At 60.7% G+C, this 12,943-nt stretch carries 10 protein-coding genes; all 10 read right to left on the reverse strand.

Annotation, left to right across the window (positions count from 1 at the left end):
* Positions 1-216 precede the first annotated feature (216 nt).
* A complete protein-coding gene (locus MX571_RS16290) occupies positions 217-1,914 on the reverse strand; it encodes a hypothetical protein (RefSeq protein ID WP_247418691.1) in 1,698 nt (565 codons plus the stop codon).
* Positions 1,915-1,989: 75 nt separating this feature from the next.
* Positions 1,990-3,507, reverse strand: a complete 1,518-nt coding sequence (locus tag MX571_RS16295; protein ID WP_247418693.1) for a right-handed parallel beta-helix repeat-containing protein — start codon at positions 3,505-3,507, stop codon at positions 1,990-1,992.
* 751 nt (positions 3,508-4,258) lie between these two features.
* A complete protein-coding gene (locus tag MX571_RS16300) occupies positions 4,259-4,972 on the reverse strand; it encodes a hypothetical protein (RefSeq protein ID WP_247418694.1) in 714 nt (237 codons plus the stop codon).
* Entirely contained in the window at positions 4,972-5,841 is an 870-nt protein-coding gene (locus MX571_RS16305; RefSeq protein WP_247418695.1) for a hypothetical protein, read from the reverse strand. The genes MX571_RS16300 and MX571_RS16305 overlap by 1 nt, the downstream gene beginning before the upstream one ends.
* Positions 5,842-5,844: 3 nt before the next feature.
* Positions 5,845-6,351 carry a hypothetical protein gene (locus tag MX571_RS16310; protein WP_247418696.1) on the reverse strand — a complete coding sequence of 169 codons (507 nt, stop codon included), beginning with the start codon at positions 6,349-6,351 and terminating at the stop codon, positions 5,845-5,847.
* Positions 6,351-6,575, reverse strand: coding sequence for a hypothetical protein (locus tag MX571_RS16315; protein ID WP_247418697.1), 225 nt, complete (start codon positions 6,573-6,575; stop codon positions 6,351-6,353). Before MX571_RS16315 ends, MX571_RS16310 begins: the two co-directional genes overlap by 1 nt.
* Positions 6,576-6,605: 30 nt before the next feature.
* Positions 6,606-8,132 carry a hypothetical protein gene (locus MX571_RS16320; RefSeq protein ID WP_247418698.1) on the reverse strand — a complete coding sequence of 509 codons (1,527 nt, stop codon included), beginning with the start codon at positions 8,130-8,132 and terminating at the stop codon, positions 6,606-6,608.
* A gap of 3 nt (positions 8,133-8,135) precedes the next feature.
* Positions 8,136-8,915 carry a hypothetical protein gene (locus tag MX571_RS16325; RefSeq protein ID WP_247418700.1) on the reverse strand — a complete coding sequence of 260 codons (780 nt, stop codon included), beginning with the start codon at positions 8,913-8,915 and terminating at the stop codon, positions 8,136-8,138.
* Entirely contained in the window at positions 8,908-9,489 is a 582-nt protein-coding gene (locus tag MX571_RS16330) for a hypothetical protein (RefSeq protein WP_247418702.1), read from the reverse strand. The genes MX571_RS16325 and MX571_RS16330 overlap by 8 nt, the downstream gene beginning before the upstream one ends.
* 2 nt (positions 9,490-9,491) lie before the next feature.
* Positions 9,492-12,935 (reverse strand): phage tail tape measure protein, encoded by a 3,444-nt coding sequence (locus tag MX571_RS16335; protein ID WP_247418704.1) that lies wholly within the window; start codon positions 12,933-12,935, stop codon positions 9,492-9,494.
* Between the last annotated feature and the right edge of the window lie 8 nt (positions 12,936-12,943).

The following is a 12,943-nucleotide window of genomic DNA, read 5'->3' on the forward strand; positions in this document are numbered from 1 at the left end:
TTCCAGCCAAGACTGAGAGCAAAATGGCCACTCTTTCAGCACGCTTGATCGCGGTTCGGGGCAAGTCAAACGGATTCCAAACTGTCAAAACGTCATACTCGATTGTTGCAAGAATAAAATAAAGCGGTAAAGAAAGAGAATTTAGCGCGGTCAGAGCTATAAGAACCGCACATTGAGCTAGCAAGACAGTGTATACGAAAAAGAGGCGGTTATTTGTCATGCCGTGAACCCTACTGTTTGACCATTGTCGTAAGTCCGATTAAATCGAGGGGATACGGTCATTTGGTCGACAGGATTCCAGTGAAGTCGGTAGTTGCCACGATGGAACCGAATTATCTCTACGTTGTTTCGTAGTAGAACCGCTTGGGTTGAGCTCTCAACTAATGTCGCATTCAACAACAAGTCGTTAAGAGGAATTACTCCTGATTCGCTGTTCGGGACCTTGAGAACGATGGCTGCCGACGAATCGAACTCTACCGTCTCAATCGCATAGTAATAATCCATTGCAACAGGCTCGTGGCTGTACTGCATGAATGCATTTTTCCCAGTGACTTCGCCCGAAGTGAGATACTGTCTTGATTGGCCAGGAAAGTCAGGGGCGAGCGAAGCTCCCAACTGAGGAATCAATAGCATTAGGACGATTATAGCCACAAGTGCTGGGCCTTGATGGGGAACATGGTCCCTTAGTTTGGCAATCGCGATTCCAAGAATTGGCGCAAACACCACCAGCCCGTAAAATAAGACGCGTCGGGGAGCTACCACAGAGACCCCCGCGATTGAGATGCCTGCCAGTATTATTGGGACAGCCGCCGCACTGACTAAGAAGGAGGTATACCAGTCCCTGCGCCCGTACCAGAGCCAGACTCCTGCAATAGACACCGTGGGAAGAAGAACCAGATAATGAGCTCGTCTAATGATTATCCCAGCGATGCCAGGATTTGAGACTTCTGCGGCTAACGCGGGTGAGTCTTTAGGGACTACTGAGACACCACCTGTCAACAATGGGATGGCTTTGCTGATTATCACCGATTTCAAGAAATTAGTGATGAATCCCCACTGGATGACTAGCGCAAGTGCGAATGCAATTGTCAGTAAGAGCGCTCTTTGCGGATGAATTTGGCGCCACTGTAAATTTGGGTTAGGACGCCATAGTAGTGACTGAGTGATGTAGAGAACCAGAGCCAAAGAGGATATCAGGAAGGGTATAAATATCGATATTTTGTGTGCAGCCAGCGCTACTGTCAACCCGAGAAGGAATCCTATGAAATCCCGTCGGTTTTCGTTTACCACCCACCTTGTGAGGAAGATAATCGTCGGACACCAAGTGAGAACCGCAATGCTCTGGACAATAGGCAGATACCCGAATGAAACGCTCAAGGCCGAAATGCCAGCGATGATAACGCATACTCCGACTACCAATGATTGATACGGGCCAGAATACCACCGGAATGCAATTGCAACAGCAGTAAGTGGCAAAAGAAGCCCACTAATAATTACTGTTGGCAGAAGGACGTCTCCCCCATTGAACCCTGCTACGAGACTTACTGCAGCGTTAAACATGTGGAATTCTGAAAGAATGGCGTACTTCGGGAGGGATTGAGCGATTGGTTCAAGAGTCCCAGTCCGCATGACTTGGTTAACCCCTAATGCGTACACATCTGGATCCATGCCAATCATTGAGGCTGGCCAGAGGTAGATTACAGATCTGATTGCGACAGCACCAATAGCTCCAGCTCCGGCGGCTGCGCGTGGCGACAATCCTTGTTCTCCCCCAACCACCAGTGCAATGGCGAACGCAAGTGCGAACCCATGCACCCAGGGAAAGAATCGGCCTGTTTCGTGGATTCCAATCATCATGACAGCGAAGGCAAAGGATGAGAGTGAGATCACAGCCTTCGTCGTCTGATGAGCCATTGGTTGGAAGTTATGGTCCTCTAAAATTAGCGTTGTGGAATAAGTGGAGGGGTATCGTCCCCCCGCAAGTGCTCATCAAGCGGGTGTGATTGTCGATGACCCGTCAGCGAGCACCCACTCAGCGCCATTGAAAGTCCACTGCGTGTAAGGCGTCGTCGCAGTCGTCCCATCGGCGAGGGCTTCGTCTCCCGCACTCGCACCAGTCAGCGAGCCGATGTCAGTCCCGCCGAGCGGCCCGCCACCAATGACACCGTTCCACCGGGTTCGCGTGCCGTTGTCGGTGAGCGACCCATACCTGACGCCCCATAGTTCGGTGTCTGTCGCACCTGATTCGACCTGAATGTCAGTCCCGTTCCCAGAGGCAGAACCCCCGATTAGCGTCGTGTTGGCTCCATAGATTCTGAATCCATAATTCTGCGTAGCTGTCCCTTGGGTGTCGATAGCGTCACATTCGACGAGTTTGACGTTGTTCCCAGTCACTTGGAACCCTGCGGCAGATGTTGTGTTCTGCCCATTATTGACTGCTGTGCAACCATTGAGCCGTGCGCGGTCGTCTGTCCCGACAAAATAACCGTGGACGTCGTTGCCATTCGACACGCACCCTAACAGGCGAATATCCCGAGGCGATGCAAGGCGAAAGCCGTCGGCACCGTTCTCTCTGGCATTAACCTGCCGAATCCGGCCATTGCGCGCGCCACCGACGTACACTCCTTCGCCAATATTGTAGGCGGAGAAGCCGTCACCAATATAAAACTGTGCTCCCACACCGAGGTACATACCCGCGCCACCGTTGCGTTCGGCCAGCCAGTGGTCGACGTGATACCCCCAGTGGAAGTCGAATCGAAAGCCCTCCTCGGGGCACTTATCCACGAACGCGCGCTCAATGTGGAAGTCTTTGGCCTCGCTGTTGGTCCCGATGTCTTCGCTATAGAACCCAATTCCCGACGTGTTGTTTGCTTTATTGCCGTCGATTTTAATGTCGAATAGGCCGCCGAAATAGGGTTTGACACTTGTCTCGTTGCTGTCGTGGATGTATTCCACGACGTTGGTCAGGTTCGCACCGTCGGCTTGGCGGATTTCGGCGTAACTCGTGTTTTCGCCGATGAGCTGCTGTCCGATGTAGAGGCCGAGAGTTGACGACGTATAGTGAAGCCCTTTCGGGATACGAATGTTGGCCGCCCGCGTGTACCCGTCCGTTTGGTCAAGTGCAGTTAGTGCAGTGTTGATGACCGTGCCGATGTCACTGCCGCTCGCCAACTCTGCGTCCCGTCCAGTGGCGTAAAAGGTCCCACCATTCTCCCGAATCTTGATACTGTCGGGGTTGTCAGCGAACGACCCTCGCTCTATGTCGAACGATTCGCCGGTCAGCTCATCGATGTTCCCCGTCTCCGCCTGGACGTCCCCAGCGACTATGTCACCGTCCGGAGGGTCGACGGTGATCGTGTCGTTCTGGGTCTGGTCCGGATAGATCGGGTCGCCCGGATTCGACGAGTCACTCTCGACGATCTCCTCGACGTTGTCGACGAGGTAGTCGCCCACCTCGTCGGTGACCTGTGCCTTCCCGGTCGTGCTGAACGTCACAACAGAGGACATGCCAGCGAGCTTGAGTCTTCTCGTTATGGGCAAACCATTCTGGCCAGTACGCGTGATTTGTATCCACATTGGTTTGAGTAATGAACCGCTGAATTAGTTTCCTCGCCGCTGTCGGGTCATCGGCCGTATGTCACACCACAATTACTCCGCATAACACTGTGTGACTCCGTTTGATATCAGGCCACCATGTCAGTCACCGTACTTATGACGAACGCAGTGCTGTACAGCGATAGCGGCTCTACCAGCCGCGAGTGACCCGTTGCGGATGGCGGTGAGCGAAGCAAGTCAATGCAGTTCGGTCTATCTAACATCGCGGCGCCCGCTATGGGCGTCCTCTGCGGCGTACCGCTCGTGCTCGTCCCTCTGCTCGCACTCGGCAGCCCGGTGGCCTACGCGGTCACCCTGGCATTCGGAGGCCTTGTCATCCTCCTGTCTCTGCGAGCATGGTACGACACGAATAACCCCTAGTCGGTTCACTACCGGCTCAGGGGCCTTATTGTCGAAAGCAAGTGTGCAGTCAGTCTACCGTTGCATGCGGCGTACCATCACCGCACTGACGATAGCTAACCTGATTGACCCATGACGGACGCCCGTTACCAACGGGTAGGGTCAACTCAAGATATACCGTGCGTGATTATAAGATTGTTGTCTGACACTGCGAGATGCTCAATCAGCGAGCAGAGCCTTGAACAGGCCATCTTATAGCGTTCGCGTGTTGGTAACAGAGTCGTATTAGAGTTCCGTCAGCTCTCTACGGCAGGCCGAGCATGTACGTGTCCAAGTAGGCCTCGCCCGCCTGAATCATGCCCATCCCGCGACCGCGATACTCCGTGTCGTCCATGATGATCGTCGACTCGAGCTCGGCGCGCTCGCCCGTTCCGGGGCCGTCGATGTCGACACTCCAGAGCTGCCCGACGTGCCGGCCGTAGCCATCAGCGTCGAGGATCACGGCGATGACGTACCACGCACCGTCCGGGACGCCGGGCGCGGACTCGACGATCGTCGGGGTGTCACCGCCGCCGCGGAACTTCTCGAACGCGAAGCGGTCGTAGTACTCGTCGAGGTCGAGCAACAATCGATAGCAGTGGTAGCCATCCGTCTCGTGGCCGGGAGCGTGGGCGAACGAGACCGCCGCGTAGTTATCCAGCGGGCGGACTGCCATCGATATCGTCGAACCGGGCGAGCTCCCGCCACCGAGCTCGGGATAGCTCTCGTGGCCGTCGCCGGGATACGACCACTTTCGGATAATGCGGTCGACGTCGCGATAACCACACGAGGCCCCCCGAAAGGAATCCGAGGACGTCCAGATGATGGATTCAGATCCGCGCCACGGCCCAGCCGAGCCATCGTAGTTGTCCTCGCCACCGATGATCGAATCGAACGTTTCGATGACGAGGTCGCCGGTGTACGCACCGTCCTGGACGAGGAACGCGCCGTCCTGGACGGCGAAGTCGAAGTCAGGCATTATTCGAGGATGTACGTCAGCATCGCGCCGACGCGCTGGCTGTTCGAGGAGTCGTTTTGGATTCGGAACGTGACTGGTGCCTGCTCGCCGCCGAGTGTCAACAGCGGCTGGTCGAGTGTCCCGCTTGTCCGGCGGCTCGTCGTCTGGTAGCTGACCGTCTCCGACTCGTCGAGCACCTGCAGGTAGACGTCGGTCGGGACGGTCCCGCTGGGGGCGATGAGTGACGTCCCGAGCAGCTTCAGGTCGAGGTCGCCGGGGACGTACTCGAACGCTCTTGACCGGTCGTCGCTGGGGATCTTCCCGACCGGGAGTGTCGCGGTGCGATTGTCTCGGACGAGCGTCGTCGCCGACCGGTTCGCGAGCGCCGCCGCCGAGTCGGCGTTGGTGACGGATCCAGCGCCGTTACCCTCATACCGTCGGTTCTGAACATCGACCTGACGGCCTACAATCCGAGTGTCGGTCGCATCGGTGACGCTCGAGGAGTCCGTCTCGTAGGCTGCGATTGGGATCCGTGGGTCACCGCTGGCGAAGTCGTCGGCCAGCCCGACGATAACCGCGTCCGGCTGGGAGAGATCGGCACCGACGAAGACAGACTGGAGTCCCTCAGATGCATCGAGCGTCACGTCCGTCGTCGTGTCCCGGCCGAGGTAGACACCCCCGACGATTGCCTCACCGCTATCGATCTGGACGGTGAGGTCGCCACTCGACTGCTCGGGAGCGAACGCGTTCAGTGGCGACGCTTCGATCACCGAGTCATCATCGGGGACGATCCAGCCGCCGTTCGGGGCATGGGCCGCCCGCTGGATGGTGGCCGCGGTGATCGACGCACTAATCGCTCGGTTCGGGCTTGGGTTGACGAGATCTGTCATGAGTTAGACCGCCGAGAAAGTGAGGGTACACTCGACGGTGAGCGTGTTCTGGCTATCCTTCGGCTTCGCGCTAAACGTCGCGTGGTTGAGCAGCGTGTCACCGGCGAACGCGCCCGCCTCGGTGATGTCGTAGCCGTTCGCCTCCGCCGACCCGAAGAACGCGGTGATGTAGATCGACGGGCTATCTGGCTCGAGCGAGGCGACGACGCTCCGGGCAACCTCGGTGCCCAGCTGCGTGTTCGCCTCCGCGCTCGACGTCCCGGTGCCGACAGCTACTTCCGAAATAGCGGGGACGCTGTTCCCCGCGAGGCCATCGACGGCCCACTGGTGGAGGCCGACGCAGGTGGTGTTGCGCGACCGGCCGACGTGCTCGGCGGGGACGGTTCGCAGCGCCGCCAGACGGGCGCGGTCGTCGAGGTCCTCGAAGTCGGGGACGTGCGCGGCGATCGTGTCGAGGTCGTGAGTGGCGACGCGAACGTTCGTCTCGACAGCTGTCGTGTGGACGGTCATCAGGCACCCCACTCGCTGAGGTCCCAGTCAGCGCTGTCCCACTGCCCGGAGCCAGCGTTCGCCGTCGAGGCCGTGACGCTGTCGCTCGATCCTTCGGTGTCGGGTGGCGGCGTCGCGATGTACCCGACGTCGCTGTCCGGGTCGTCTTCGTTCTCACTACGCCGCAGCCGGTCACGTAGCCCCCGGAGCATCCGTGAGGCCTCTCTGTTGCTGATATCGCGCATGGGTATGGTGGTGGTGAGTAGCGTCCGCAGTTACAGCGTCCGCGTCTCCTGGGCGGTCAGATCCGTCGTCAGCGTCGACCCGGAGTAGCTGACGTCACGCTGCTTGACGATGTGGTCGCCGACCGCGCCTTCGCGGCTGAACTGTGCGTCGAATACCTCGCCCGGGCGCAGCGTGTGAGCGGCGACCGACCGGGCTCCGAACTGCAACTCGCGACGCGGCTCGTCACGATGCCGGAGGTCAGCCTCGCCGATGTCACGGGCCGCCTGGAACGTCTGCAGGCCGTCGTCCTTGATGCGGTCCTCGCGAGTGGCGTACTCGCCCTCGCTGCCAGGCTCGTCGACGCGAATCGAGATGGGGTACGGGAAGTACGCTCGGTAGGCCGGCGTGCCCGAGACATTGACGCCGATCTCCTGGCCGGTCTCGCCATCCGACTCGATGATGAGCCACGGATTCGGTTCGGGGAGCGTGTGCTCGCTCATTCGGAACGTCGTCCACCCGTCATCGTCGAGGAACTCCGCGCTCTGTTGCTTCGGGTCGGTGATGTCCGACTCCGTGTCATCGATTGCGACTGGCGAGCCGCCGTCGTCTTTCTGCAGCCGGACGACCACGCCATCGGCATCGCCCGACCGGTCCGCGCGCGTCCAGAGCTCGAGACGGGCGACGCTCGACTTTCGCGTCGAGATGCGATGCAGCATGCGATTGGACTCCGTCACCGTCTGGTAGGAGTCGACCGTCTCCTGGGCGTCGTCAACCGCGAAGTTTCGCCCACCGTCGACGCGGATCACGTTCGCCAGCTCGTCATCGTTGATGCGGACCTTGTGGGTCGTCGAGTCGGTCGGTCCGATGGCGCTGACTGGGGTGAGATCGCTCAGCGGGACGAACCCCAGTGCCTGCCCGCGGGCGAACATGACCGCATCAGCCTTCGCGGCGAGGTCGCCCAGTAGGTCGAGCAGGTTCTGGCCGTTCGAGAACTGGTCGGTCGTCGTCCCGACGTCGGCCAGTAGCGACCGGTCTACCTCCGGCGCCTTCCGCCGCAAGAGCGTGTTGACGATGGCGATATCCGCGTTGGGGTCGCTTTCCGGGACGCAGATGGGGACGTTCTCGAAGGCGTCGTAGACCCGCCGGAACGAGCAGATGCCAAAGGCCCAGTCCTGGCTCTCGACCGAGAGCGTCGCGTCCTGGACGCTCGAGCGCTCGAGTGTCATCGACCGAGCGACACCCGTCCACAGTGATTGGCTGTTGCCGTACGACCCCTCGTTATAGACGCCGGTGTTGTACGGTCGCTGCTGGTTGGCCGGTGTCTCGGCCGTGAAGACGAGGCGGTCGCCAGGGGTTATCTCGTCCGTGTACTGCCCCTCGTCGTTGCCGATGAGGAGCTTCGCACTGTCCTTGCGCGCCTGGATTCGCTCGGTGATGTTGACTTGCTCCAGGTCGGCGTCAGCGACAGTGATGTCGGCGTCGCTGAACGCCTCCGAGTCGTTACCGGGCTTGAACACGCCCAGTCTCGCGCGCTGAACCCGAAGGATTGGGCTGCGGAGGTGGTTGTTCGTCGACATAGGTTAGGCCTCGGCGCTGCGGAAGTCGTCGAAGACGTAGCGTGGTGAGCCGTTATCACAGAACAGCTCGACGCCGGCGTTACCGTCCAGCGAACTATCGAACGCGCCAGTGTCCGAGCCGAGACTCGTGTACGTCCCTGCCTGTGGGTCGTGCTCGAACAGCTCGATACCGGCGGTGTGGCCCGACGCTGTCCACGGGTCGAGGGCGTACCACTGGTCGGACGCGAACGAAAACGACGCGTTGTTACCGTCCTCGATACGGCCGATCTGGGAAGGCGACGCCCCACCCACCACCTCCGAGAGGCGGACGGCATCACCGCCACACTCGGTCCGGATCTGCAGCGTGTTGTCACCCGACGAATCGCGGAGATACCGCCAGTTCCAGGCACTGCTGGTCGCCCCGACCTTGAAGTGCAGCCGATGGCGGGTCTGGTAACCAGGGTACCACTCCAGCCCGTCGCCGGGCAAACTGTAGATGCCCTCGAAGTCCGCGCCGTTCGGATGGACGAGGGCCCGGGCTCCATCGAGGACATCAGCTGAGGCCGTCGATATCTCGAAGTCGTTCGCGGTCGTTGTGGTGTAGCTCCACGACGACGGGCTGTCAGTCTCCTCGTCTCCCTCCTCGAAGGAGGTGATCCGCTTGACCGACTGCCAGACCGTCTGCCACGAGCCGTTGACCTTCTCGAGAACTTCCGAGGCGCTCTTCTGTGTGCCGTTGACGCGGACGTACGTCTCAGTGGCGCTCTTCTGTGTGCCGCTGTCCTTGACACCCCAGTCAGTCATGGACGATGAAGATATCGCCATCACTGCCGGTCGCGTCGCTCGGTGCGCTGGTTCCTGAACGGATCACCCGCTCGGAGCCATCTGAGACCACGACATCGCGATTCCCGGATAGCAGCCCGGCGGTGAAGTTCGACGACTCGTCTTTGTAGGCAGTGGCGTCGGGGAGGTCGTCCGACGAGTGGGAGTGTGAGGCGCTCGCGAAGTCAGAGGGCGTGTTGCCCTGCAGCTGGTCGGCGTTGATCGTCTCGCCGGTCGACAGGAACGTATCGGCCTCGTTCCCGCCGAGCGTCTTCGCGTCGCCATCCCAGATCGTGACCCACGCATTCCCGTCGTCGTAGAACAGGAACGGGAGCGACGTCTGGGCGTCCGTCGGGTCGGTCGTATCGGTTCCGAGATACCACCGCCCTTCCGTGCCGGGGTCCTCGGTGGGCATCGGGGGCGTCCCACTGGTCGGGCCTTTCTTGATGACGTCGAGGTCGGCCTCGTCGAGCAGGGCGTTCAGAATCTCTCCCCACTCGTCTTCGCTCGCGTCGACAGTGGGCTTCGTCCAGCCGTGGTACGATGTGTCTGGCATGATTAACCTTGGTCGAAGTTGTCTGCACGCAGTTCATCCGTGAAGCCGCGAGCGGCGCGGCGACCCTCACGCTCGCCGTTAGCGTTGACGATCACCTTCCGGATCGTCAGGCCGCCGCTGCCACTGGAGCCTGTCGAGACGTTCGCCCGCTCCAGCGCGGATGTGAGTCGCCCCATCCCCCGCGAGTTGAGTGGGATGACGGCCTCGTCATCGCCACCCTCGCCGAGGAGCGCTGACGTCAGCCCGGTGACGACACCACCCTCGGCGAGCTGTGGGATGTCCCAGGACTGCCCGCCGATCGGACCGAACGGACCGACGCCGTACGAGCCACCGCCGTAGATCGTCTGCCCGGCGACCGAGATCTTCGGGATGTCGATGCTCACCCGCGGGATGGTCACCGATGGGATGGAGATCTGGTCAGGCATCACCGCGTTGTAGGCGTCGACGGCGGCCTGGGCGAGCCCGTCAAACGCACTTGACATAATGCTCTCCCCAGTGCTCCCGAGCCAGTCGACCGTGTCCTGGATCATCCCCTTGAACGCGTCTATCGTCCCGGGAATCCACTCGCCAGTCAAAAACGAAGTGACCGCGTCAGTGATGGTTCGGAACGCGCTAGTGACGAGCGACTTCCCCGTATCCCGAAGGTACGAGGCGATATCACGGATCATCTCCGGGAAGAGGCTATTGCCGATGAGCCCCTCGTACAGTCCCTCTATGACGGCGATGATCCCGTCGACGATGAACTGCACCGCGCCGACCAGGTCGCCGATCGCGTCGTTTTTGAGGTAGTCGGCAATCCCGGTCGCGATGTCGATGAAGCCCTGTTTCAGTTTCTCCTTCCCGCCGTTCCGCAACCACTCCCGCATCCCGTTGATGGTACTGACGAGTGCCTGGCCGACGATGCCCGGAATAGCGAGCATCTTCAGGATGGTTAGACGGATACCCGTCCCGATGGCCTTGAACCCCTGCTTGATGACGTCCGTCCCGTTGTTTCGGAGCCACTCCCGAACCATCGGGATTCCCTCTCGGAACGTGGTCAGGACCGCATCCTGAATTGCCAACAGCGCCGGGCCGATATTGCGACCGATTCCACGGAATGCAGCCTTGAACAGCTTGAGTCCGTCAGATAACAGCCAGTCAACGCCATCATTGATTGCACCGCGGATCGCAGGGATGATCTCGTCGTGGAGGGTGGCGAAACCCACCATCGACAGCGTGACGAGCTTTTGTAGCCCAGATTTGAGGATGGGAACGCCATTGTTCCGAAGCCACTGGCCAGCGCCAGTGAGCGCCGTTCGGACCTTCGGGACGATGTTCTGCTTCGTAAATTCGAACGCGTTGACCGCCTGCGTTGAGAGGAACGCGACTGCCGCCTTCAGCGTCGAGACACCGTTCTCACGCAGCCAAGTGTTGACGGCGTTGATCCCCTCCCGAATGCGGGGCTGGAGGTGCTTCTTCCCGAATTTGAACGCTTCGACCGCCGCGTTGCCGAGGAAGGTCAGCGCCCCTTTCGCTATCGTTACGCCTTCAGTTCGAACCCAGTTCCAAGCCCCCCGGATTGCCGTCCGGACCTTCGGGAGGATTTCCGATTTCGTGAACGAAAACGCGTTGAGCGCCTGTTGACCGAGGAAGACGAGTGCCTGCTTGGCAGCACTCACGCCTTCGGTACGGACCCAGGTCCACGCACCGTTGACTGCACGCCGGACCGGTGGGAGGATCTCCGCCTTCGTGAACGAGAAGGCGTTAATCGCTTGCTGACCGAGGAACGACAGCGCGGTCTTCGCGAGTGTGACACCCTCCGTCCGAACCCAGGTCCAGGCGCCACTGAGCGCTGTTTTGACGGTCGGGAGAATCTCTTCGCGCGTGAACGTGAACGCAGCCGTCGCCTGGCGAACGAGCGTATTCAGCGCTTGCGTCGCGAGAGCGACGCCCTTCGTTCGAACCCACTGCCAGGTCCCCGAGAGTGCAGTCCGGACCGCTGGGAGGATCTTCTCTCGGGTAAACGTGAACGCCTCGAGGGCGCGGCTCGCCAGGGTTCGGATGGCTGTCTTGAACCGCTTGACGCCAGTCGTCGCAATCCACTCACCGGCCTCGATGAGCCGTTGCCGGATCGACCAGATGGCGTCGCCAGCCGCAGAGGCGGCTTCGGGGAACTTCCCGGAGAAGACGGCGGCGAGCGTCCCGATGGTGCCGATGAGAACAGCCGCCGGGGCGGCGATGCCAGCCAGACCGGAGGAGATGATGGGCAGGTACGGCCGGAGGGCAGTGAAGGCGGTGAGGAGACCACCGACCTGACTGCTCAGCAGCCCGATGCGTATCTGAGCGTCAGAGAGCGACGACACCCAGTCGCTGATACCTCCAACGACCGTCGAAATTCGCTGGATGAAGTCCGTCAGCGGCGGCAACAGCGCCTCGCCGATTTCGATGGCGATGTTCCGCAGCTGGTTCTGCAATAGCTGCAGCTGGTTGTTGAACGTCTTCGACTGCGCTTCGAACTCTCGCTGCAGTGACGTTGCCTTCTCGAACTGCTGGCCCGAGAGCTCGATGGCGCTGTTGACGCCGTCGAGGTTCTTCGCGAGGTTCGACAGCGCCACCCGCGAGAACGAGGTGAAGGTCTTCCGGAGGGTGTCAGCCTGCTTCCCTCCGGACTGCATCGTCGAGGCGAGCCGCTTGATCGTCTTGACGGGAGCGTTCGACCGCATCCGCTTGAATTCGTCAACGGAGACGCCCAACCCGCGAGCGAGGTCGCTCACCTTCCGCGGGTCGAGCATCTCCTGGGCGACTCGCCGGAGCCCGCGCCCTGCTTTCGAGGCGTTGTTCGTCACCTCGTTGAGTGCAGCAGAGAGACCAGCAATCTCGACCTGCGACGCGCCGAGATTCGACATCGACGACGCCGACTCCATCATCGACGTCACGATCTCGGAACTGGACGTCGCGAAGTTGTTCGAGAGGCCGTTGATCGTCGACCCCAGGTTCTCCATCTTGGAGATCGGGGTGTCGGTGATGGTCGCCAACTTCGCGAACGCCTCACCCGCCTCGGAGGCAGCGAGGTCGGTCGCGGTCGACATCTTCGCGACCGTCTGCGTGAAGCCGACCATCTCGTCTTCGGCGACGCCGAACCGGCCCGCCTGGGCGACGAGGTCGGCGAGTTGGGACTGCGCCAGCGGGATGGTGTTCGCCATCCGCTTGACCTCCTCAGACATCTTCGCGGCCGTCTCGGCGGAGGTGACCTTCTCGACCTCCACCATCGCGTCCTGGAACTTCCGGGCGGCGTTGACGCCGACCCCGGCGAGGATACCCGACGCCGCAGCGACGCCTGCACCCATCACACCGACCGCTTTGCGGAGGTTCAGCGCGGCTTGCTTGACGGAGGCAAACGCGCCGGTGACCTCGCCAGCGCCGGATGAAGATATCTCTACTTGGAGGCGTTCGGCGGTGATTGCCATCTCAGAAT

Origin of the sequence: Halomarina salina, assembly GCF_023074835.1 — an archaeon.
Lineage (GTDB): Archaea > Halobacteriota > Halobacteria > Halobacteriales > Haloarculaceae > Halomarina > Halomarina salina.